20 protein-coding genes are annotated in these 22,297 nt (G+C 69.5%); 8 read left to right on the top strand and 12 right to left on the bottom strand.

The window, feature by feature from the left end; all coding sequences use genetic code 11:
- The first annotated feature begins 121 nt into the window (after window positions 1-121).
- Window positions 122-1,777 carry a cytochrome bc complex cytochrome b subunit gene (locus AB0H21_RS19045; protein ID WP_358517864.1) on the top strand — a complete coding sequence of 552 codons (1,656 nt, stop codon included), beginning with the start codon at window positions 122-124 and terminating at the stop codon, window positions 1,775-1,777.
- 20 nt (window positions 1,778-1,797) lie between these two features.
- Here the strand turns inward: AB0H21_RS19045 and AB0H21_RS19040 are convergent, their stop codons facing one another.
- A complete protein-coding gene (locus AB0H21_RS19040) occupies window positions 1,798-2,676 on the bottom strand; it encodes an SPFH domain-containing protein (RefSeq protein WP_358517862.1) in 879 nt (292 codons plus the stop codon).
- A gap of 208 nt (window positions 2,677-2,884) precedes the next feature.
- Here AB0H21_RS19040 and AB0H21_RS19035 point away from each other — a divergent pair, with 208 nt between their 5' ends.
- Complete coding sequence (locus AB0H21_RS19035; protein ID WP_358517860.1) at window positions 2,885-3,304, top strand: CoA-binding protein; 420 nt, start codon at window positions 2,885-2,887, stop codon at window positions 3,302-3,304.
- 61 nt (window positions 3,305-3,365) lie between these two features.
- On the opposite strand, the gene AB0H21_RS19030 is transcribed toward AB0H21_RS19035, so the two are convergent.
- The gene (locus AB0H21_RS19030) at window positions 3,366-5,327 is read right to left on the bottom strand and encodes a cellulase family glycosylhydrolase (RefSeq protein ID WP_358517858.1); all 1,962 of its coding nucleotides are present in this window, start codon (window positions 5,325-5,327) and stop codon (window positions 3,366-3,368) included.
- Between the two features lie 223 nt (window positions 5,328-5,550).
- Here AB0H21_RS19030 and AB0H21_RS19025 point away from each other — a divergent pair, with 223 nt between their 5' ends.
- The gene (locus AB0H21_RS19025) at window positions 5,551-7,401 is read left to right on the top strand and encodes an N-6 DNA methylase (RefSeq protein WP_358517856.1); all 1,851 of its coding nucleotides are present in this window, start codon (window positions 5,551-5,553) and stop codon (window positions 7,399-7,401) included.
- 130 nt (window positions 7,402-7,531) lie between these two features.
- Window positions 7,532-7,885, top strand: coding sequence for an MmcQ/YjbR family DNA-binding protein (locus tag AB0H21_RS19020; protein ID WP_358517854.1), 354 nt, complete (start codon window positions 7,532-7,534; stop codon window positions 7,883-7,885).
- A gap of 217 nt (window positions 7,886-8,102) precedes the next feature.
- On the opposite strand, the gene AB0H21_RS19015 is transcribed toward AB0H21_RS19020, so the two are convergent.
- The 3 genes from AB0H21_RS19015 to AB0H21_RS19005 form a co-directional block, all read right to left on the bottom strand.
- Complete coding sequence (locus AB0H21_RS19015) at window positions 8,103-8,261, bottom strand: hypothetical protein (RefSeq protein WP_358517852.1); 159 nt, start codon at window positions 8,259-8,261, stop codon at window positions 8,103-8,105.
- 122 nt (window positions 8,262-8,383) lie between these two features.
- On the bottom strand, window positions 8,384-9,247 hold the full coding sequence (locus AB0H21_RS19010) for an aldo/keto reductase (RefSeq protein WP_358517850.1): 864 nt from the start codon (window positions 9,245-9,247) through the stop codon (window positions 8,384-8,386).
- 89 nt (window positions 9,248-9,336) lie between these two features.
- A complete protein-coding gene (locus AB0H21_RS19005) occupies window positions 9,337-10,074 on the bottom strand; it encodes a sulfite exporter TauE/SafE family protein (RefSeq protein WP_358517848.1) in 738 nt (245 codons plus the stop codon).
- A 316-nt stretch (window positions 10,075-10,390) separates the two neighbouring features.
- Here AB0H21_RS19005 and AB0H21_RS19000 point away from each other — a divergent pair, with 316 nt between their 5' ends.
- Both AB0H21_RS19000 and AB0H21_RS18995 read left to right on the top strand, forming a co-directional pair.
- Window positions 10,391-11,101 (top strand): NAD(P)-binding domain-containing protein, encoded by a 711-nt coding sequence (locus tag AB0H21_RS19000; RefSeq protein WP_358517846.1) that lies wholly within the window; start codon window positions 10,391-10,393, stop codon window positions 11,099-11,101.
- A 251-nt stretch (window positions 11,102-11,352) separates the two neighbouring features.
- Window positions 11,353-12,639, top strand: coding sequence for a hypothetical protein (locus tag AB0H21_RS18995; RefSeq protein ID WP_358517844.1), 1,287 nt, complete (start codon window positions 11,353-11,355; stop codon window positions 12,637-12,639).
- Window positions 12,640-12,829: 190 nt separating this feature from the next.
- Here the strand turns inward: AB0H21_RS18995 and AB0H21_RS18990 are convergent, their stop codons facing one another.
- The 4 genes from AB0H21_RS18990 to AB0H21_RS18975 all read right to left on the bottom strand — a co-directional run bounded on the left by AB0H21_RS18990 (window position 12,830) and on the right by AB0H21_RS18975 (window position 15,833).
- Window positions 12,830-13,564 carry a hypothetical protein gene (locus AB0H21_RS18990; protein WP_358517842.1) on the bottom strand — a complete coding sequence of 245 codons (735 nt, stop codon included), beginning with the start codon at window positions 13,562-13,564 and terminating at the stop codon, window positions 12,830-12,832.
- Between the two features lie 187 nt (window positions 13,565-13,751).
- The gene (locus AB0H21_RS18985; protein WP_358517840.1) at window positions 13,752-13,925 is read right to left on the bottom strand and encodes a hypothetical protein; all 174 of its coding nucleotides are present in this window, start codon (window positions 13,923-13,925) and stop codon (window positions 13,752-13,754) included.
- A complete protein-coding gene (locus AB0H21_RS18980) occupies window positions 13,922-14,851 on the bottom strand; it encodes a hypothetical protein (RefSeq protein ID WP_358517839.1) in 930 nt (309 codons plus the stop codon). The genes AB0H21_RS18985 and AB0H21_RS18980 overlap by 4 nt, the downstream gene beginning before the upstream one ends.
- Before the next feature lie 301 nt (window positions 14,852-15,152).
- Complete coding sequence (locus AB0H21_RS18975) at window positions 15,153-15,833, bottom strand: DUF1998 domain-containing protein (protein ID WP_358517837.1); 681 nt, start codon at window positions 15,831-15,833, stop codon at window positions 15,153-15,155.
- Between the two features lie 233 nt (window positions 15,834-16,066).
- On the opposite strand from AB0H21_RS18975, the gene AB0H21_RS18970 reads away from it, so the two are divergent.
- Window positions 16,067-17,134 carry a hypothetical protein gene (locus AB0H21_RS18970; protein WP_358517836.1) on the top strand — a complete coding sequence of 356 codons (1,068 nt, stop codon included), beginning with the start codon at window positions 16,067-16,069 and terminating at the stop codon, window positions 17,132-17,134.
- A 103-nt stretch (window positions 17,135-17,237) separates the two neighbouring features.
- Here AB0H21_RS18970 and AB0H21_RS18965 read toward each other — a convergent pair whose 3' ends face one another.
- Both AB0H21_RS18965 and AB0H21_RS18960 read right to left on the bottom strand, forming a co-directional pair.
- Window positions 17,238-18,986, bottom strand: a complete 1,749-nt coding sequence (locus tag AB0H21_RS18965) for a hypothetical protein (RefSeq protein ID WP_358517834.1) — start codon at window positions 18,984-18,986, stop codon at window positions 17,238-17,240.
- A 296-nt stretch (window positions 18,987-19,282) separates the two neighbouring features.
- Entirely contained in the window at window positions 19,283-19,507 is a 225-nt protein-coding gene (locus AB0H21_RS18960) for a hypothetical protein (RefSeq protein WP_358517833.1), read from the bottom strand.
- Window positions 19,508-19,764: 257 nt separating this feature from the next.
- Between AB0H21_RS18960 and AB0H21_RS18955 the strand changes: the two genes are divergently transcribed.
- Window positions 19,765-20,625: a DUF3152 domain-containing protein gene (locus AB0H21_RS18955; protein WP_358517831.1), complete on the top strand. Its 861-nt coding sequence runs from the start codon at window positions 19,765-19,767 to the stop codon at window positions 20,623-20,625.
- Window positions 20,626-20,642: 17 nt separating this feature from the next.
- On the opposite strand, the gene AB0H21_RS18950 is transcribed toward AB0H21_RS18955, so the two are convergent.
- Window positions 20,643-22,295, bottom strand: a complete 1,653-nt coding sequence (locus tag AB0H21_RS18950; RefSeq protein WP_358517829.1) for an AMP-binding protein — start codon at window positions 22,293-22,295, stop codon at window positions 20,643-20,645.
- Between the last annotated feature and the right edge of the window lie 2 nt (window positions 22,296-22,297).

Here is a 22,297-nt window from a genome sequence, read left to right as displayed (position 1 = left end):
GCTCAAATGCCACGTGTGTGCGAAGCGTAGCGTGGTATGTACTGACGGCTCTGCCGCCCGAGGCGACGCGGGGATGCTCCTGCCGAGGGCGTGAGGGGACGCCGGGGCTAGGGGGGCGGGCATGACTCTCGACAGGACGCCGAAGGTCCTCGCGGAGCGCGCGAGATTCATCGACGACCGTCTGGGGGCGGGGCAGTGGTTCAAGCGGAACCTCCGCAAGGTCTTCCCGGACCACTGGTCGTTCCTGCTCGGTGAGGTCGCGCTCTACTCGTTCATCATCCTGCTGCTCACCGGTACGTTCCTGACTTTCTGGTTCAAGCCGAGCATGGGCGAGGTCGTCTACAACGGCCCCTACCAGCCGCTGATCGGCGTGCGGATGTCCGAGGCCTATGCCTCCACTCTGCACATCAGCTTCGACGTGCGCGGCGGCCTGCTGATCCGGCAGATCCACCACTGGGCGGCGCTGTTGTTCGTCGGGGGCTTGATGGTGCACATGCTCCGCGTGTTCTTCACCGGGGCCTATCGCAAGCCGCGCGAGCTCAACTGGACCATTGGCGTGCTGTTGTTCGTCCTTGCCCTCGCCGAGGGCCTGACCGGGTACTCCCTGCCGGACGACCTGCTCTCGGGCGCCGGGCTGCGCATCACCCAGGGGGTGTTGATCGGGATCCCGGTGGTGGGCACGTACCTCTCGTTCTTCCTGTTCGGCGGCGAGTATCCCGGGCAGGATGTGATCACGCGGTTCTTCGCCATCCACATCCTGCTGATCCCCGGCCTGCTGCTGGCGCTGATCTCCGCTCACCTCATGCTGATGTGGGTGCAGAAGCACACCCAGATGCCGGGCAAGGGCCGCACCGAGACGAACGTGGTCGGCGCGCCGTTCTTCCCGGCCTTCATGATCAAGTCCGGCGCCTTCTTCATGGTCACATTCGGCGCCCTGGCGTTGCTGAGTACCTTCGCCCAGATCAACCCGATCTGGCTGTTCGGCCCGTACAGCCCGGCCAACATCTCCGCAGGGTCGCAGCCCGACTTCTACATGGGCTTCCTGGAGGGTTCGCTGCGGCTCATGCCGGCCTGGGAGATCAACCTCCTGGGGCGCACGATCCCGCTGAGCGTGGTCATCCCGGCCCTGCTGCCCATGGGGATCATCTTCACCGGCCTGCTGCTGTACCCGGCCGCCGAACACTGGATCACCGGGGACGAACGGGAACATCACCTGTGCGACCGGCCTCGCAACAACCCCCACCGCACCGCGATCGGTGTCACGGCGATCACGTTCTACACGTTGCTGATGGTGATGGGCGCCAACGACTTGATCTCGGCGACGTACCACATCCCGCTGTACACCACCACCAAGGTCGGGCGGGTCCTGATCTTCCTCGGACCGGCGCTCGCGTACTTCGTCACCTACCGCCTCTGCGTCGGCCTGCAGCGCAGGGATCTGGAGATGCTGGCCCACGGAGTGGAGTCGGGTGTCATCAAGCGCCTGCCCAACGGTGAGTACATCGAGGTTCACGTTCCTCCGACGGAGGATCTGGCGGAGCTGGTGAGGGGGAAGAAGCGCATCCCCGCCATCCCGGCCGCCCCCGCCGCCGCGGACGGCGTGCCTCCGGACGTCATGCGGCACCCGCTCGGCAGGCTGCGGGCCAAGCTCAGCGGCATCTACGCGAGGGAGAGCGAAGCCTTCTCCCTGGAGGCGCCGGAGGCACCCGAGAAGGGGCATGAACGGCCGGCGAAGGAGATCCGCGGCTCCTCCGCGACGGGCCGCCATAGCGGGTGACGGCGACCACCGGGCCGGTCCTAACGGGTCGATCCGCCGATGGGCGTGGCCTGCTCGCCCTGGCGGGCCTCCGGGATGCGCTGTGCGACAGGGACCGGCGGGGCGTCGTCCGTGCCGGACGAGGTGACCGGCCGGCCGGGCTCGGCGGGTGCCTGTCTTTCCAGGAACCTGAGCAGCTCCACGGGGAAGGGCAGCACGAGCGTCGAGTTCTTCTCGGCGGCGACCTCGACGACGGTCTGGAGCAGGCGCAGTTCCAGCGCGGCCGGGTGCTGTGCCATCGTCTCGGCGGCCTGGCTCAGCTTGGCCGAGGCCTGCAGCTCGCCGTCGGCGGTGATGACGCGGGCCCGCCGCTCACGCTCGGCTTCGGCCTGGCGGGCGATCGACCGCTTCATCGTCTCCGGCAGCGCCACATCCTTGATCTCCACACGGTCGATGTGCACGCCCCAGCCCAGCGCCGGGCTGTCGATCATCAGCTCCAGGCCCTGGTTGAGCTGTTCGCGGTTGGACAGCAGGTCGTCCAGCTCGCTCTTGCCGATGATCGACCGCAGCGAGGTCTGCGCGACCTGGCCGATCGCGGAAATGTAGTCCTGCACGTCGACGGCCACCCGCATCGGGTCGACGACCTTGAAGTAGACGACGGCGTCCACGCGGACCGTCACGTTGTCGCAGGTGATGCCGTCCTGGGCGGGCACCGGCATCGTGATGATCTGCAGGTTGACCTTCTCCAGGCGGTCGGCGACCGGCAGCAGCAGCGCGAGTCCGGGTCCGCGGACCGCCGCCCGCACGCGCCCGAACCGGTAGACGATGCCCCGTTCGTACTGCCGGATGATGCGCACGCTCGTCGCCAGCCACGCCGCGCCGAGGACCAAGGCCGCGAGAATCACACTAATAATGGTCATTTCGCACCCCCCGCATGCCCATCGGCCCTGGTGAAGCATCAGGTCGAGGACATATTCACAGTGTAATCCGCCACCACGGCCGAAGCCCGCGGCCGCTCGTCACCGCCGCCCGGGACACATGCGGGAGCCGAGAACCCACACCTGCGGACTGATGGTGGCTTTCGGACGAGCGGGAAGGCGGGAGCGGGCGGGCGTGTTGAGGCCAGGCATGGAGGATCGTTTCGCGGATCAGCGTGTCATCAGGCGACTGCTCAACGAATCGCGGACGTGGGCGTTCGTCGGGCTCGGGGACGACCCGCGCCGCACGGCGTACGACCAGGCGCGGCTTCTTCAGACGAGGGGCAAGCGGATCGTCCCGGTCCACCCGGCGGCCAAGGCCGTGCTGGGCGAGCAGGGATACGCGACGCTGACCGAGGTGCCGGGCAAGGTGGACGTCGTCGGCGTGTACCGGCGGTCGGAGTTCGCCGGGCAGGTGGTGGACGAGGCGATCGCGGCGGGCGCGGGCGCGGTGTGGCTCCCGCTCGACGTGATCGACCGGGCCGCGGCGCAGCGTGCCCTGGACGCCGGACTGGACGTCGTCATGAACCGCTGCCCGGCGGTCGAGTGGGCGCTGCGCCGGGGCGACTGACCGCCTTCGGGCACCCCTTAAGACACGCCTTAGGACCCGCTTTCGGACACCTCGGCCGCGGCTACACCAGTTTGCGGCACAGGAGCGCGTCCGGGGTCTTCCTGGAGCCGAGGCGGCCGGTGTAGGCGATTCCGGCCGCGTACTCGTCGTTGGCGCACTGCCCCTTGTAGTGCCCGTACGCGAACTCTCTCCCGTTGGCACCGCCGGGGCGGTTGTCTCCACGGTCGAACCACACGGTGCGGCCGGTCATACCGAGCGGTACGGAGGACTGCGCGCACAGGCCGCTGGACACGGCCGCGCCGCGGACGGCGTAGCCGATCAGGAAGCTTCCTTGCGGGCACTGAAGTTTGGTGTAGCCCGATGCCCAGTCGCCCTGCCGCACGTGCCGCTCGTCGCGGACGACCTCGTAGCCGCCGGACGACGCCCACAGGTCGCCGGCGGAGACGTCCGTGCACAGGCCGCGGTTGCCGGTATGGCTGAGGCCGGCGAGCCGCCGGCCGTCCGGGCACGACGCCTTGCGCGCTCCGGAGTCCCAGTCCGGCACCGCGCGCATCCGCAGAGACTGGTTGAAGTCGCTGAAGTCGAGGGTGAGCATGGACCAGCCGGCGACCGGCGCGACCTGGCCGGTCCGGCCCGGGGCGTTCACCAGCCGGGTCCAGGCGGCGGCCCGCCAGTCATCGCCGTCGAACAGGCCCATCCGGCTGCCCGCCGCGTCCCAGTGCATGAGCGCCCAGCCGTTGCCCCGCCGGTTCTGGTCCCAGCCGACGAGGGGCCAGTAGGCGAAGTCGGCGTCGGTGGCGATGAGGTAGTCCACGAAATCGGCGAACCACGCGCGGGGCTTCGCCCCGGTCTCGTCGCGGCCTCCGACGCCGAACTCGCTGATCCAGACGGGTGCGGTGAAATGCGCGTCCGGTTCCGCGGCGACGTAGAACGCCTGCCGGCGGAGCACGTCGTACAGCTCGTCCCGGCTGAGGTCCTGATAGCGCGGGTCAGAGGTCTCGCCTATACCCGTCGCCCCGCTGTGCCTGGGGCCGGTGTAGCCGTAGAAGTGGGCGGAGTACACCAGCTTGTTGGACTTCACCAGCGTGTGCGAGAGCCGCTGGACAGGCTCCAGGGTGGGACGCTCGTGCGGAAACCCGTCGATGGGGATGCCCGTCCAGTTGATGCCCTCGACGATGATCAGTAGGTCGGGGTCGGCCTCCTGCAGGATGCGGTCGCCCATCCGTTGCGAGGCGCTGTACCAGTCATGGCCATCGCCGAGGCCCCAGTTGGGGTCGTCCAGGACGGAGCGGCGCACCTCGTTGTACAGGTCCGCGCCGACGACCCGCTGGTTGTCCTTGTAGCGGCGCGCCATGAACAACCAGTCGTTCTGCCACTGGTCGGCCGTCTGGCTCGCGTTCCAGCGCTCGTTGCCGTCCACCCCGCAGCACCAGCGGGACGTATTGGTGTGATTGTTGAGGATCACCGCCAGCCCCGCCCCGGTGAGCGCCTGGACCGCGGCGTCGTAGACCTGGAGCGGAGTCTTCCCCCTCAGCTCGGGGTTCGCCGCGACGGACGCGTCCGGCACGGCGCGCTGGTCGTGGATCATCTCGTTGGAGAACGGCAGCCGGACGCTGTTCAGGCCCAGTTCCCCGAAGGCGGCGACGATCTCGGACATGGGCGCTCGGTCCAGGCCCAGTGGCATCTGGTCGGACTTCTCGCCGGCGTGGTGGTTCGCGGGGTCGCCGACGGCACCCGATCCGGTCCACGTGCCGCTGGCACCGTGCCAGTTCCCCGATTTCAGCTTGAAGCGGTTGCCGTTCGCGTCCACGATGTAGCGTCCCCGCGTGCTGAGCGGCGGCGTCCACGCGGCCGCCACCTCGACACCCCCCGGGACCGTACCGGCGGTGGACGCCGGGGCCGTACCGGCGGTGCGAACCCCGGGCGGCTGAGCGACGCTCCGGGCCTCCACCGCTCCAGGCGCCCACACGAGGGCGACGAGCGTCGCGACGGCCAGTGACGACATGACGATGGACCTTCTCACCGATCGCCTCCATCGACGAGATCCGCTTCCATGCCCTCATGGTGAGCCAGACCACCCGACCGCACCAGCCCGCCGGGGCCGGAGGCGGGAATATCGTGTCGTGAATGCCGTACACGTGCGGGTCGCACGTAGTCGCTCGAACGCGGCCTTCTAGGCTAGCTTTGCATCCACAACGGATGTGCTGACGTGGGCACACGTCAGGGGCGAGACCGGGAGGCCGGCGATGAGCGGAGACGGCGCGACCGTCACCTCGGCCGACATCGCACGCATGGCGGGTGTCGGACGGGCGGCCGTGAGCAACTGGCGGCGCCGGTACGAAGACTTCCCCGAGCCCGTCGGCGGGACGCCGACCAGCCCTACCTTCGCCCTCAAGGACGTGGAGGCGTGGCTGCTCGGCCAGGGCAAGGTCGAGGAACTGCCGCTTGCCGAACGCGTCTGGCAGCAGATCAGGACGGCCGCGGACGATCTCAGGCTCGGTGAGGTGGTCGCCGAGGCCGCCGAATTGCTGCGAGGCGTGGGGAAGCCTCGTTCGGTGCCGCGGCCCGCGTGGACGCTGCTCCAGCAGTACGCCGCGGAACAGGGAGCCGAGGAGGCGAGCCGGTTTCTGCTCGACCGCTACGCCGATGTGCACTCCCGGCGGCTGGCGGAAACACCGATCGAACTGGCGCAGTTCATGGCGAAACTGGCCGGGCCGGACGTCGGCACGGTCCTGGATCCGGCCTGCGGGCTCGGAGTACTCCTGGCGACGATGAACGGGACAGAACACGCCTACGGGCAGGAGTCCGACCCCGCGCTCGCGCGGCTGGCCCAGACGCGCCTGTCCCTGGCCGGGGTCGACGGCGCGATCAGGACGGGCGACTCCCTCCGCCAGGACGCCTGGCCCGGCGTGACCGTCGACGCGGTGGTGTGCCATCCCCCGTTCAACGAGCGCAACTGGGGATACGAAGAACTGGCGAGCGACCCGCGCTGGGAGTACGGGCTGCCGCCCAAGTCGGAGTCGGAGCTGGCGTGGGTCCAGCACGCGCTCGCCCACCTGCGGCCCGGCGGCGTCGCGGTCATGCTGATGCCGGAGATCGCCGCGAACCGGCGATCCGGCCGCCGGATACGAAGCAACCTGATGCGCCGCGGCGCCGTCCAGGCCGTGATCGGGCTTCCGCCGAAGATGGCCCCGGGCACCGGCCTTCCCGTGCACATCTGGGTGCTGCGCAGGCCGGTCGGTGACGGCCGCACGCCGTCGCGCGTGCTGATGTCCACGGCGGAACCGGCCACGTTCGACGCCGTGGTCGAGCGATGGCGCCATTTCCGGGAAGATCCGGATCGCGTTCTCGATGTGCCCGGCGAGACCCGTACCGTCCCGATCATCGATCTGATCGACGAGGACATCGACATCAGCCCCGCGAGGCACGTAGGGGTGGCGGACGCCACCGCGGGCGACTACCCCGCGTTCCGCACCGATTTCCTGAGCCGCCTCGAACGCCTCGCGGCGCTGATGCCCGAGGTGTCCCCCAGCCGTCCCCGGGACGTGCCGATGATGCCGCTCACCGAGCTCGAACGCACCGGCGCGCTCACCGTCCAGCAGTCCGGCCGCTACGACGTGGACGGCACGGGTGAGTTCGTGCTGGAAGCCGGTCACCTGTTCGCGGGAGGGCCTGCCACCAACCGCACGCGGCCGGAGAACAGGATCGCGATCCTTCCGGGTGACGTGGTGGTCGCGACGCGGGACCGGGAGGTGGCGGTCCGGGTCGTGGATGAGGCCGGCCTGCTGCTCGGGCCGCGCCTCACCCTTCTCCGGCCTGATCCGGAGCGCCTCGACCCGTACTTCCTCGCGGGGTTCGTCCGCAGCTCACCGGCGCCGGCCGGGGGCACTCAACCGGGGCTGACGCGATTCGACTCCCGGCGTGCCCAGGTGCCCCGGCTTCCGCTGGACGACCAGCGCAGGTACGGAGAGGCGTTCCGTAACCTTTTCGCCTTCGAGGCGGAGCTACGCGGGGCGAATGGATCCGGCCAGGTGGCCGCCGCCTCCGTCCTGCTCGGACTCACCACCGGTGCGCTGAATCCCGGGTCACCGAGCTGACCGCCGCGCCTCCGTCACCGAAGGGCCCGGGTGTGATCTACGTGGCAGGTCGGTGGGCGTCGAGATCGTCCTGGTCGGGGCGGTTCGGGGGGCTCGGATTCCTGTCGGTGGAGTCTGGTAGATGTGGGCCATGGGCGTGAGTGTCGACGAGTTCTTGGGGATGTTGGACGAGCTTCCCGAGGTGAAGCAGAGCGACGGAGGTGAGTGGGTCGCGCTGAAGGTGCGAGGCAAGGGGTTCGGGTACCTCTGGGAGAAGACGGAGACGGTCGGGCTGAAGGCGACGATCGAGGAGCAGATCGCGCTGGTGGCGGAGCGGCCCGAGGTCTTCGAGGTGCAGTTCACCGCCGGGCGGTTCGGGTGGGTCGTGGTGCGTTTGGCGAAGATCGAGCCGGACGAGCTGTTCGAGCTGGTCACCGAGGCGTGGTGCCTGACGGCTCCCAAACAGCTGGTGGAGGCGCACGAGGCCGGTCGCGCCTCTCCCTAGACACATCGGTCCCCGGACATACCTGTGCCTGGACCTACCGGTGCCCGGACACCGGTCCCTGGACACACCGGCACGCACCCGGGCGGCGGCGAGGGTACCGCCGCGAAGGCGTGCCGGTCTGCGGGGACGGGCCCGCGCGACTCCTAGGCTGTGTAGCGATCTTGGGACTGCATGCGGCGTTCGAGCCTTCTTCTGTAGTTGTCGAGGGTGTAGCCGTTCAGGCGCGCCGCTGGTGACGGTCGGCGTCTTCGCGCCCGGCCGTCCGTGCTACGAGTGCGTCAGCGCGGGCGAGCAGGCCCGGCGGCGTCCCGGCACCCCGGCCGACCTGGGCGGACGAAGCGGTGAGCGCGACCGTCGCCATCCGCCGGCTCGACAAGATCGAGACCGTCGTCGACAGCTACGGGAATTCCAACTGACCCCGCCGGCGGGCCTCGGAATCGGAGGAACCATGGACCCGTTCCGCCGGCTTCGGGAAGCCGGAGTCCCCTCCCCGGACGCTCAGGAGGCGTCCAGGCGGGCCAGCTCGTCGGCGGTCAGGGTCAGGTCGGCGGCGGCTGCCGAGTCGCGGATCGTCTCCGGGCGTGAGGAGCCGGGGATCGGAATCACGACGGGCGACTTGGCGAGCATCCAGGCGAGGGTCACCTGGTAGGGGCTCACCCCGTGCGCCTCGGCGATCTCGGCGCCGGCGGCGAACCGCGACCCGAGCCGCCCCGCCTGGCGGATGCCGCCGAAGGGGCGCCACGGCAGGAAGCTGATGCCCAGCTCGTCGCACAGCTCCAACTCGGGCTCGCTGGAGCGGAACGCGAGAGAGAACTCGTTCTGGACGCCGGCCAGACGGCCGCCCAGGATGTCCCGCGCCTGGCGGATCTGATCCGGGTTCGCGTTCGAGATGCCCGCGAGGCGGATCTTCCCCGCGTCCAGCAGGTCGCGGATGGCGCCCACCGACTCCTCGTACGGAACGCGGGGATCGGGCCGGTGGAACTGGTAGAGGCCGATGGCCTCGACGCCGAGCCGCTTGAGCGACGCCTCGCAGGCCTGCTTGAGGTAGTCCGGCGAGCCGTTCACCGTCCACGTGCCGTCGCCCGGGCGCAGGTGGCCGCCCTTGGTGGCGACCAGGACGTCCGTGGTGTCGCCCCCGTACGAGGCGAGGGCGCGGGCGATGAGCGACTCGTTGTGGCCGACCTCGTCCGCGTGCAGGTGGTAGGCGTCGGCGGTGTCGATCAGCGTCACGCCGGCGTCCAGGGCGGCGTGGATGGTCGCGATCGACCGGCTCTCGTCCTCGGGCCGCCCTTCGATGGACATCGGCATGCCGCCGAGCCCGACGGCGCCGACCTGGACATCGCCGACACGGCGAGTCTGCATGGCAACTCTCCTCCGCGAGGATCACCTTCTGCGTTCGCCACAGTCAACCGCCTCGGCGACGAGGCTGTCCAACCCAAGGGCGCGGGCGCTCAGAACAGGAGGCGGATCGCCGCGACGACGGTGAGGGTCACGGTCACACGCTCGAACCACGTCCGGTCGATGCGGCCGATCAGCAGACGCCCGGCGGCGGCGCCGGCGAGGACGGCGGGTGCCGTCACCGCGGCGAACGCGAGGGTGGCGGGGGTGATGAGGCCGAGGGCGACGCTGAACGGCACCTTGAACGCGTTGATCGTGAGGAAGAACCACGCGCTGGTGCCGAGGAAGTTCAGGACGGGCAGGCCCGCCGCCAGCAGGTAGATCGCCATGATCGGCCCCGCCGCGTTGGCCGTCATCGTCGCGAACCCGGCGAAGACGCCCGCCAGCGCCACCACCGTGCGGTTGTGGGCGAGCGAGTTCTCGGGGCCGCGGCGGCGGTTCCACAGGTGGGCGGCGACGATCATCAGGAGGATCGTGCCGATCAGCCGTCTCATCTGCGCGTCGTCCACCCAGCGGACGACGAGGGCCCCCACCACCACACCGGCCGCCACCCACGGGAACAGCCTGAGCAGCCTCGGCCAGTCCGCGTGCCGGCGGTAGGAGGCGACGGCCACGATGTCGCCGACCAGGAGCAACGGCAGCAACACGCCGGTCGAGCTCTTCGTCGGCAGCACGAGCGCGAACAGGGCGATGGCCACGGTGCCGGTCCCCGAGACGCCGGTCTTGGAGAACCCGACGAGGACCAGCGAGAAGACCAGGATGGCCCACTGCGCGAGATCGAGGGACGGCATCAGCCTCGCCCGCGGGCGGTCCGGCGCCGGCCGGCCGATGAGCGCATAGCGACCTTTCGCTCGGTGCCGGACACCATGCAGACGTTCATCGGCAGGGCTACACAAACGCCAGTGGAGGAAAACTGGACGGAAGGATCATAACTCCTATTACGCCGACCTCACCGAGGCCGCCGGGCGACCTGGCCCGCAGCCCGCCCGCTGCCCGTCCGCCACCGACCGTCCGTCCGCCAGGACGGCGGACCTCTGCGCGCGGCGCGCGATAAAACCCTTCCACCCGATAGGAATAGCGGCGGCCGGGGGCGTGGTTGTCGTCGTCATGGCTACCCTCGGATTGATCGGCAGCGGGTACATCGGCGGCACGCTCGCCCGGCTGGCAGTCGCCGCCGGCCTGGACGTCGTCCTGAGCAACTCCCGCGGCCCGGACACCCTGTCCGCACTCGTCGAAGAACTCGGCCCGCACGCCCGGGCCGCCACCCCGGCCGAGGCCGCGGCCGCCGGGGACTGGGTGGTGGTGACCATCCCGCTGAAGGCGTACGACCAGGTGCCGGTGGAACCGCTGGCCGGCAAGGTCGTCCTGGACACCGGCAACTACTATCCGCAGCGTGACGGCCGGATCCCCGAACTGGACAGCGAGGAGACCACCACCAGCGAGCTCCTCCAGCGGCGCCTGCCCGACGCCAAGGTCGTCAAGGCGTTCAACAACATCTACTTCAAGCACCTGGCCGCCCTCGCCCGTCCCGCCGGCGCCGAGGACCGCTCCGCCCTGCCGATCGCCGGCGACGACCCCGCCGCCAAGGCCGCGGCCACCACGCTCCTGGACATCCTCGGCTTCGACGCCGTGGACGCCGGGTCGCTCGCGGAGGGATGGCGCTTCCAGCGCGACACCCCCGCCTACGCCGTGCCGTACGCGAAGTACCCGCAGGGCACGGGCGTCGCCGGCGACGACCCCGGCTCCCCGGGCGACGCCGCCGCCATCCGCGCCGCCCTCCTGGCCGCCCGCCGCTATCACGACACCGCGGAGGGCTGACGCTCGTCCGCGAGACCGTCACACCGCCTCGCCTCGAACGGCGGCGAGGCGGCGGAGGCGGAGCCGAGGGGGTACGGCGATTCGGGATGGCCGAGGGGAACCGCCACCGCATGCCCGTCTGCGGCGTCACACTGAAATGCGGTGACCCGCGGCTTTACCAGAGAGGGATAACCCGGTCAAGACATTGATTACACCGTAAATGCATGGAATACCGGATGCATCCCCCCGAGTAAGGCATAGAGGAGCATTCGGTGAAAACACCCCCGATCACCGCAAGAGCCCCGCGAGCCACCCGTCGTCTGGCAGTGGCGCTGAGCGTCGCCGTCGCCGTGGTCACGACCGGCCCCGTCCAGGCCGCCGCGGCCCCCGAGCCCGCTGCCGTAACGGACGCCACCACCCGGGCCGTCGAGCCGACCGGCGAGATCCCGGGCGGCTTCGCCTCCTGGAAGGACCTGCTGACCACCCAGCGGAAGCTGGTCAAGGCCGCCGACCGGATCACCGCCGCCGTCGGGACGCGCGGTGACACCGGGTTCGCCAGCATCGTCGCCGCGCCCGAGAACCGCGAACTGCGCGTCTACTGGAAGGGGACCACCCCCGGGGCCATCGGCGCCCTGCTGCGCGAGCTGCGCGAGGACGTCCCGGTCAGCGTCCTGCCCGCGGCCTACTCGGTCCGCGAGCTGGAGCGTGAGATGAACCGCCTCGCCCGCGCGTCCGGCGGCGCGATCACCTCGATCGCGCCGAACGCCGACGGCTCCGGCCTGACGGCCTCCGTGGCCGACCGCGGCGTGACCCGCTCGGCGCTCGCCGCCTCGGCGGTGCCGGTCACCGTGGAAGCCGGCGTCACACCGGCCCCAGCCCGCCGCTGGGACGACACCGCGCCCTGGCGGGGCGGCGCGGCCTGGCGGACCACCACCGCCGCCGGGATCGGCTGCTCGACAGGCTGGGCCGTCGCCTACGGCGGCGCGAGCTGGATGCTGTCCGCGGCCCACTGTGCCACCGCCGGACAGGTCGCCATCGACCCGACCGGCGAGAGGATCGGCCCCGTCGCCTACACCGACAAGACCCGCGACGTGATGCTGATCCGCGCCACCACCACGGGCAGGGTCTACAACAACAACCCCGGCACCGTGACGCCGGAGTTCGACAACCCGGTCATCGGCACCACCGGCTCCTACGTGGGCATGTACCTCTGCACCTCCGGCGCCTACTCGGGCACCATCTGCCTCTGCCAGGTGATACGGACCGGCGTCACAATCAACCTCGCGGACGGCGTTCTCACCGGCCTGGCCCAAGTGGAGAACACGACGCGCAAGAACGCGGCCGGCCAGGGTGACAGCGGCGGCCCGGTGGAGACCCCCGAGCCGTCCAGCACCACCCAGCAGTACGCGCTGGGGGTCATCTCGGCCATCGACACCAGCGCTCAGGTCGCCTGCACCGGCTACGTCACCACCGGCCGCCTCTGCTCCTGGCGGCTCTACTACGCCCCATGGAGCAACGCGACCGCCGCCTTCCCCGGAATCGCCATCACGACCGGCTGACGAACCGGACTCGTGCCGCTCATGGACGAGGGGGCGCCCGCCGAGCGCCCCCTCGGTCCGCTGGACGTGAGAGGAAGGGCCCGGCCGCCCCGCTCCATGGCACCAGCGCCGCCGCCTCGGCCCGTTCATCGGGAATCCGGCGACGTGAGGTTGTTCACCCTGCGGCGACGAGCCGGCCTGTGAGCTCTCGTCACCCTCGCCTGTCGAGGATTTCGGCGAGATGATCGGGACCGGTGACGACCGTGATGCGGCCGGCCGTGTTCGCGATCGCCGCCGCGAGGCTCTCGGAGGAGTCGGGGGCGGTGCCGGCCGGCGCGCGCTCGGTGACGACGTCCCGGTAGACCTCCTCGGGCGAGAAGCCCTCGGCCAAGTACTGCAGGACCTCGAACTGGTCCTCGGGGAGCAGGGCGCCGAATGCCTCGAGCTGTGCCTTGCCGGTGATCGTCCGCGCCGCGCGCATCACCTGGTCGTCGATCCCGAGCTCACGCAGCACATGGTCGGAGTAGCCGGAGAACAACAGTGCCGGCGCCTCGGCGGCGGCCTTCTCCAGGGACGGGGTGAGCTGCTCGATGGCGACCACGTTCCGCACCTCCAGACCGCGTGTGGCGGTGTTGACGGTGCACAGGCGCTTGGAAGCCCAGCCGTAGGCCTCCTTGTGCGGTACGACGTTGATCAGCAGGAACGTGTCGCTTCCGTCGTCAGGCGCCAGCACGATGCCGCGCCAGGAGTCGGTGACGCGGATCGTCCGCATCCGGGGGTCGCGGGCCTGCTCCACCGACTCGAGGTGCAGGCCCTTGTCGGCGTGCAGCTCGGCGATGGTGAGTTGCTGGAATTTCGCCATCGCCTTGTGCAGACCGGCTTTGACCGGCTTTTCCAGGACGTCATAGCTCTCCCAGAAGCTGTTGGCGAAGGCGAGCTGCGGCATGACGAACCTCCTGGGGCGATACCAGCCGAGGCCATACGGTCACACTCCGATGAGATTAGCGCTTTGGTGCAACAATGACCGAACGTTCCCTCATCTCCGCGCTTGATAACAGGGAACCGCCTTGAGTGTGTACGCACCTTTGCCCCCCGACATTCAGGGCCGGCTCGGCAATGCGCCCGTCAATTCGTCACCAGTTGGGGTCCAGGGACAGCACGGCGTTGCTGTTGGCCATCCACAGGTCGAACTCCTCCACCGTGGCCTGCGCCAGCCGACGGCCGGCCACCACTGCCACGGCCCATGCGGCGGCGTCCACCCCGCCCGGCGACAACGTCCGCGACGGCGGCTCTGCCTCCTCGGTCACCGTACCCCCGCCAGTAAGCTCAAACGCGCACGGGCGTCGGTGACGACTCTCTCGGAGAGGTCGGTGACCTGGCCCTCGTCGTCGGCGATACGTGCGCTCATCACCGCGACGACGGTGGTGGCCAACGAGACCATGGTTCCCACCTGGGTACGCTCGGCCTGAGTCAGGCGCGTGTAGTCGTCTTCTTCCTCCAGCAGCCTTCGCAGAGCCGGGACCCTCTCCACGAGTGCTGCACGCGCGTCGTCCAGCAGATGCCGAATGGCCCGGCTGCGGGCACATACTTCGTCCGCCGACACCTCCACCCGATCCAGCTCGGCGGCGACCTTGGCCAGCTCCGCCTGGACCTCGTCCTGTTGGCTGAGGGCCTTTCGCCCCCTCCACTCGACGAACCCGGCGAGGGACACCACGATCGGCAACGCCACGATGCCGGTCAGCACCATCGTCCCTGCCGCGACACCACCCCCGCCCGCGGCGAGAGAACCACCGCCGAGCCATGCCAGCGTCGCGCTGGTCGCCGCAGCACCCGACAGCGTCGAGATCGCCGTCCCGGTGGACGCCGCCGCGAACGCCCCCACCGCCGTGTAAGCGAGCGCGCCGATCCCGGCGCCAGCGGCCACGCCCCCCACCAGGGCCCCCATCGCGCCAACCGCGTTGAGCCGGACTTCGCGCAGTTCCACGTCCGGCAGGTCCGCCTCGACAAGGTCGCCGATGTCGGCCAGCTCGGCCAGGTCCACGTTCTTCAGGCGTGAGAACACCTCGGAGAAGGGCACCAGTGCCTCGTCGTAAACCCTGCGCCGCGCGATCTCCTGTCCTTCACGCTCGGCGTTGGCACGCACCTCCATAGCCGCGAACCGCCGCGCGAGCACCTCCTGCGTGCTCTGGTTCCGAGCGGCCTGTCTGATCGACTTGACCATGGAGACGACCACGTTCCGACTCCCTTTCGAATGCTTGCCCCTGCCTGGGGGAACGACGGACTCACACTGGCCGAATCGGAATCGGGTGCCGCCCTGATCCACGCGAATCCTGATCGCGCCGTGAAAGGTGATGCTAATGATTGCAACCGCTCTTGGACAGCTCAAATCAGCATCATGGGGGCACATGAGCACAGAAATACCCGAATTAGTTTTATGGCGTGGCCGAAAACGTAGTCGCAGAGGATCCCGCCATGTCATGTCCCACCACTCTCGCGCTTTCCGTTCCAGCGCGTCCAGCGCCGTTAAGAAACCATCAACGACGTCCTCGTTGGCGCCGACGCCCCACCTGCTGGACGACGAGCAAAGGACTTCGTTCGGCTGTGAACCAATCGGTGACGATGACTCGCGACGGTTCACCGGCGTGGGCGACCGCCGCGTCCAGCGCGGAGGCAAGACGAGAACTCACCAGGCTTGAGTCACACGCTTCCAGAGGGTGCCGGGCGACGACGGCGTACGGGACACGACGCGCTCGTATGCCGATCACCGCGGCATCGGCCGGAAGAACCGTTCCGTCGTAGAGCGCCCGCAGCCCGTCCAGCGACCGCCGCTCACGCTTGAGAGCCGCACTTCCCAAGGCTAGTCGGCCACCCGACAGGACGGCGAACAGGTCAGAGCCCAGCCGCCAGTCCAAGAGCGGGTGGAACACCATGTTGTTGTAGTCACGCAGGCAGCCGTAGCATGACGTCTGGTAGGCGTCAGCATGATCGGGTCTGGCCAGGCCGCCGAGGAATGCCGAGACGTGTGCGGTGAAATCCGAAGCGACCTCGCCGAGATGCGTGCTGAACCCGGCCCCGTTCTCCAGCGCGTCCGCGAGAAAGACGTAGAGCGCCTTTCCCTCACGGTGTGGCCCGGGGTGCACGCCCGCGATGAGTTCTCGTGGGTCGACATCGAGGAACTCCGCGGCAGCCGTTCTGAGGAGGAACGCGAGTACCACGCGGCACGCCGACCCTGATGAAGATCCGCTCCGAATCGAGGCTCTGGCTCCTCAAGGCCGAGGCGCACGCCCTGCTGGGGATCGGTGGTCGTGCGTTCACCTATGAGCTGTCCCAAGGCCACCGCCAGGCGTAGTAGAGACGGCGGCGGGCTGGAAGATCCGCACCATCGCCGACGTCTCCCTCGATAGGTTAGGCGCGGTCGAAGCAATCGGGGAGGGACTCAGTGGATCTGATGGAGCTGGCCGGCGGCCTCAAGGGCGAGCTGGTGCAATTCGCATTGTCGCCGCGGTTCGGGCGAGATCTGGAGAAGGCGATCTCGGCGATCTTCCCTGATGGGGTCATCAACGACGAGGCGGACCTCTCCGTAGTCCTGGAATCATTCATCTTCACCCGTCGCCAGAGATCCGGCCAGACCGTCCTGGAAATCTTCGCCGAGCGATTCTCCGGTGAGAGCCGGGCGCTGCTGTTGTCGTGGTCGGACTACGTGATCGGCGTCTTCGAGAGCAAGGAGCCTTACGGAACCGACGGCGTCGTCGCTTTCAACCACATCGACGAACTGACCTACCGAATCCGTTCCAACATGGGCGCTGAAGGGATCGAGTACTTTCTCGTCCCGGGCACAGTGATGATCGGCGCCGTTGTCCCGGTCGGCGACGACTGGATGATCAGTGGCACCCCGAGGGCCTTCCCCTCGGAAGACGCCCACGCCGCGCTGGCGAGCGTACGGGAACTCCAACTGACCAATCCCAAGATGGTCTTCCGCAACCCGGCGAAGCTCGCTCAGGCCCGCGAGATGCAGGCACACCAACACGAGTCGTTCCTCGACCTCTACGGCAACGATCTGATCGTCGTCCCCGGAAGCGAGGTAGACGAGAAGATCATGGCGCTCTACCGGCACAACTACGAGCGCGCGGGCAGCGAGTCCGGGCCGTGGACCGACCCTGACCTGCCTGGTTTCGGCTTCGACTCCGACGATGTCACGGCGATCATCTTCGATAAGGAAGACGGCTTGGGCTTCTACCGGGAGTTCGACGTGATGCAGGAGGTCTTCGCCAAACCGGAGATGATCGTCCGCCGGCGGTACCGCGATGTCGTGACGAGTTACCTGCGGGATGAGAACGTCTCGCCTGTGCCGCTGCGGCGACTCGCCGCCGAAGACCCTGACAAGGCCAGCCAAGTGTTCCGCAAGCTGCTCAAGAAGCCGAACTTCTCCTGGGAGCGAGATGGCGAGGCCCTGCTGCGGAAACACAAGCCCGGCTGGTTCGCATCCCCGCCCCTGCCCACGGTCATTCCGGTCTGACTCTCACTCCCGAGCCTGTGCGTGGCGGCCAGGACCGTGCATATGCGAGCGGGGTGTTCCCAACGCCTTTGCGGCGGAAGCAGCCACAACGTCGGGACGTCGGTCAGTTCGTCTGAGTGTTCGGGAGGTGATCTCCGACGTAGCCGACCCAGACCTTCCCCGTGGCGCCACCCGAGTCGTCGTGGAAATGGACACGCGGCGCGGGAACCCCACCTTTGCGAAGCTTGATGTGCGCCTCCATGAACACCCTCCCCGACGGATGGACCTCCTGGGGCACTCCGAAGACCCGGCTCGTGCTGTACCTGCCGTTGGTGTTCACCGTCCTGGATTCGCTCATGGCCACCATACCGGCGGGGATGGTGACGTCCGCGGTACTCGTACACCATTGCAGGAACCCACCGGCGAACTCTCCCGAGGACCTGGCCTTGGCGAACGCGTCCAATGCGCGGAGGGCGTCCCAGGCCTTGGCGGCCCACACAGGGGTGAGCGTCGGATAGGCGAGATCCAGTTTCGCCGCCGCCATGTCGGTGTCCCCGACCGCCACATGGCAGAGCGTTTCTCGGGCCCTGTTCAGGGCGTCCATGAGGCTGGTCGGCTCGAATTCGGTTTCCGCGGCGGCGAGACCATAAGCCGGCTGGGCGGATGCGGCCAGTCTGGCCTCCAGCCAGCGCACGCGCTTTTGGAGCTTGCGGGCGTTCGCCATGGCTTCGGCGTACTCGTCCTGCAGGATGTAGTGCTCGGTACGAAGCCGGTCGATCTCGGCCGCGAGCCGGTCGCTCTCGCCTTCGGCTTCGGCGAGCAGCGCCTCCCCCGCCGCCTGGGCCCCCAGTTCGTCACGGCGTTGCTGCTCGAGAACGACCTCGCGCAGCCCGTCGACGTGCGCGCCAAGCGTGCGCATCTGGCGCAGCAGGTGCCCGCTCTGCGAACCGTCGCTCCCGTCTTTGGCCGCCAGTTCGAGCGTCGCCTCCAGTTCGCCGCGTAAGGCATCGACCACCACGCCCGCGACCGCTTGTGCGAACGCGGCGACGTCAGGGGCCGGTCCGCCCTCTAGGACGACGGACCGCTCGACGACGAGCCGATCCGGTCGTTCGACCTTCTCGGGGACCACTGACGAGTCCGCCGTGACGGGCGCATCGACCGAGTCGGGTGTATCGGCTGACCGGGCGCCCGCGGGCGGCGCGGGGCGCACGGTCAGCGCCATCATCTTGCGGCGAAGTTCCTCTTTCTCCGGGTTGACAGCGGCCGACCGCGACGTGAGGACCTCACGGATGTCGCCGGGTTCGGCCTTGCCGGCGAGGATCCGGGAGACCATCCGGTAAGAACGCTGGATGACCTCGGGAAGCGTGCGGCGCGCGGTCTCCCCGATGATGCCCCCTGCTGCCAGTTCGAGAGCCTGATCGCCCTGAGAACGCAGCATGCCCCCGCCCATCGGCCGGTGCCGATATGGATAGCGCTCGGTCTTCGGGTCGAACGGCGCCACGTAGGTGCGGATGCCACCGCCGAACACCTCGAGATCCGGACCAACGGCATGATTGAAGCCGTTCTGGGCGCGCAGGTCAGCGAAGCGCACCACCACGGCGGCACCGGCTGTCACCGCGGCGAGACGACCGGCCCTTGCCATGGCGGCCTGCGGATCCTGCGGATCGTGGGCCACCACGACCAGCGGCACCCGGCGATCGTGCTCGGTCAGGGCATGGATCAGCCGGGGGACGTCGTGCTCGTCGTAGACATCCGGCGCGTCCGTCAGGTGGATGGCTCCGTCCGTGATCCGTGCGGTGCGCAAGTACGCCGGGAGGAAGCCCGGCGCGTGGCCCGCACCTGTCGCGCCGTTCTCCTCCACCGTGACGATCACCCAGCCGGTCAGCCCAGGGATGGGCTCGTGGTAGGTGACTCGGGTGCGCAACAGCGCTCCGTCGCGCGACTCCTCGACGACGTACCGGCCGCAGTCGCCTCGGCGCTCCATCCGGACGCGAGTACCGCCTGTGCCGAACTCCTGCAGAGGCTTTCCGGCATCAGGAGACGGTAGTCCGTTTCCGACGAGCCACTCGCCGAAGGTGCGGCGGAGCCGGAGGGAGATCGGCGCGATCGTGTCGCAGAGGACCGCCTGGTACAGGCGAGTCGGGTTCGGGGGCATGAGGGCGCACGCTTTCAGATATCGTCGCGGATACGCTCGCCAGCGGAGGTATCACGGCAACACCGGCAGTGCTCACGATTCCATCGGCTGCCATGCCGCTCCGTGACTAGCTGGGCGGCGTTCAGTAGAAGCTGCAGGGTCGTCAGCCGCTGCTGCCCGACGACGACGTGCCGGACCGGGAGGAACGTCGTCTGATACCACTGCTGTTCCAGCGCAATTTCATCGATTCTTTCATGCACCTACCTGGACCGCAGCCTTTTCATTCCATATCGCTTCTTCATGCGGCGAGGTCGGCGAACAGCCCCACAGCGCCTGGCGGCCTATGGACGGGGAGGGCACAAGATGCTCCGCCAGATTTTCCGCCGACAACGCCAAGGACCACGCGGAGCACATCAGTGCGTGTGGTGCGGCCTTCCCCTCGAATCGCCTGGGGTGTTCGGGGGCACTAGGCTTTGCCGTCGATCATCGCCGTCGAGCCTTGGGGTCGGAGAAATATATGCCGCTTGTCCCTGGTCCATGGAGGCGGACGGGTCTGTTGCTCGCCTGGGCGGCCGGGGTCGTCGTTCCCGTGGTCGCGGGCGGGGTCGCGCTGAGCGCCGGGAGCCCCGGCCCGCCGAAGGTCGCCGTCTCCCACGGCGTGCCCGCGAGCACTTCGAGTCCGTCGCCCTTCCCGGTCGCGGACGGCGTGCCGCTCGGCGTCACCCCCGATCCCGCCACCAAGGACGAGGAGGACTTCGACGAGCTGTCGGACCGCAGGCGGCACCGTCACTCCCGCGAGGATGGGTTACGTCCGGACGAGGTCGAGGTGCCCCGGTCCGCGAAGGGCGCGTACACGCTCGTACGCGGCGTCGCCCGGCCGCCGAAGGGCCGTAAGGGGCAGCTCGTCCGGTACATGGTCGAGGTCGAGAAGGGCCTTCCGTTCGATCCCGACGAGTTCGCCGCCCAGGTGCACAAGACCCTCAACGACCCGCGCGGGTGGGGAGCGGGCGGGCGTATGCGGTTCAAGCGGGTCGACAGCGGCCCGGTACGGTTCCGCGTGTCCCTGTCGAGCCCCACGTTCACCGACCGGCAGTGCCTGCCACTGCGCACACTGGGCGAGGTCTCCTGCTGGAACGGCCGCCGCTCGGTGATCAACGCGAGGCGCTGGGCGACGGGCACCCCTGGGTATCGGGGGAACCTGGCCCTCTACCGGCAGTACGTGATCAGCCACGAGGTCGGGCACGCGCTCGGCCACGGGCACGAGAACTGCCCCTCGCCGCGCGACCTGGCCCCCGTGATGACCCAGCAGACCATCTCCCTGCAGGGCTGCCGCCCCAACCCCTGGCCGTTCCCCCGCGCCGCCGAGCGGCGGCCGTAACCCGATCGGGTGAGGCGCTACGTCCCGCCGGCGGCGAAGCGGGCGCGCAGTTCGTTCTTGCGCACCTTGCCGAGCTCGTTGCGGGGCAGCGCGTCCACGCATTCCAGGCGGGTGGGCAGATACCACTCGGTCATCCCGGTCCGCAGGAGGTGCTCGCGGAGGCCGGTGAGGTCGGGAGGCGGGCCGGCGGGCACCACGACGGCGCACACGGTCTCCGTGCCGGTCCCGCGGTCCGCGCAGCCGATGACGGCCACGTCGGCGACGGCGGGGTGGCGCAGCAGCTCGTCCTCGACCTCCAGCACCGGGATCGGCAGCGGGCTGCCGACGCGGTCGGCCGCGCGGGTCAGGTAGGTCAGGCCGCCGCGGCCGTCCTCGGCCACCAGGTCGCCGGTGTCGAACCAGCCGTCGGTGTCGTCCGGGGTCCAGGTAGTGCGCAGGTCGCGCAGCGTGAAGGTGCCCACGCACACGGACGGCCCACGCACCTGGAGGCGGGACGGCTCGCCTCCGGGGCCCGGGAGGAGCCGGACCTCGCGGCCCGGCGCGGGGCGGCCGATGCTGTGCCCAGGCCAGCCGGGCGGGTCGCCGGGCGAGGTGATGGTCACGCCTCCGGTCTCGGTCATGCCGTAGCCGTTGACGAGCCCCGGGGACAGCCATTCCCGGATGGGCGCGACGAGGGAGAGGTGCAGCGGCGCGGCCGAACTGGTCACCACGTGCAGGCACGGCATCGGGCGACGGCGGCGGCGCTGCGCCTCGACCAGGTGTCTCAGCATCTCGGGCGCGGCGAGGAAGTGGGTGACGCCGTGCCGGGACATCAGGTCCAGCCAGACGTCCGGATCGCGGGTGTCGGCGAACACGGACGTGCACCGCGCCACCAGGGGCAGCAGCACGTCGGTCCGCATCCCGACCGAGTGCGTGAGGTTGGCGGGCGTGGCCACCCGCGGGTCCGGGACGTCGCGGAATCCGGGCTGCCGTGGCCGGGCGGAGGCGTACTGGGTGTTCGGGGTGTGCAGGACGCCCTTGACCTCGCCGGTGGTCCCCGAGGTGAACAGCACCACGGACACCTCGTCCGGGTTCCTTCCCCCAGCTCGGCGCGCGCCGAGCGAGGCGCCGTCGACGGGGTCGCCGCCGAGGAGGTCATCGAAGGGGACGGTGCCGGGGAGGGCGTCCGCGCCGACGGTCACGCGGTGGCGCAGGCACGGCAGGCGGGCGGCCGACTCGGCCAGGCGCTCGGCGGGACGCCGCCCGTCCCATTCCCCGGCGGCCACGCAGACGCGTGCCCGCGTGCCGGACAGGATCAGCTCCATCTCCCGCGCGCCCAGCGTCATCATCAGCGGCACGGAGACCGCGCCCGCGTCGAGGCACGCGAGGTTCAGCGCCGCGGTCTCCCACCAGTTGGGAAGCTGGAACGCGACCGCGTCCCCCGGCTCCACCCCGAGATCACGCAACCCCTCCGAGAGCCGGGCCACGTACCCGGCGAGCGCGCCGTAGGTGAGGGTGACCTCCCGCCGTTCCGCGTGGCGCCAGGTGATGAACGCCGTCTTGTCCGGCGTCTCCGCCGCCGCGGCCCACAGGTCGTCGGCGAACGTCTCCCCGCGCCACCAGCCCTCCGCGTGGTACCGCTCGGCCCGCTCCCCCGCGGGCGGCTTCAGCGCCGCGATCAGCTCCCGCATCG

The organism is Sphaerisporangium sp. NPDC051011 (assembly GCF_040653595.1).
In the GTDB taxonomy this organism is placed as follows: Bacteria; Actinomycetota; Actinomycetes; order Streptosporangiales; family Streptosporangiaceae; genus Sphaerisporangium.
The sequence above is the reverse complement of the archived record's forward strand: the minus strand, read 5'-3'. Positions and strand labels throughout refer to the sequence as shown.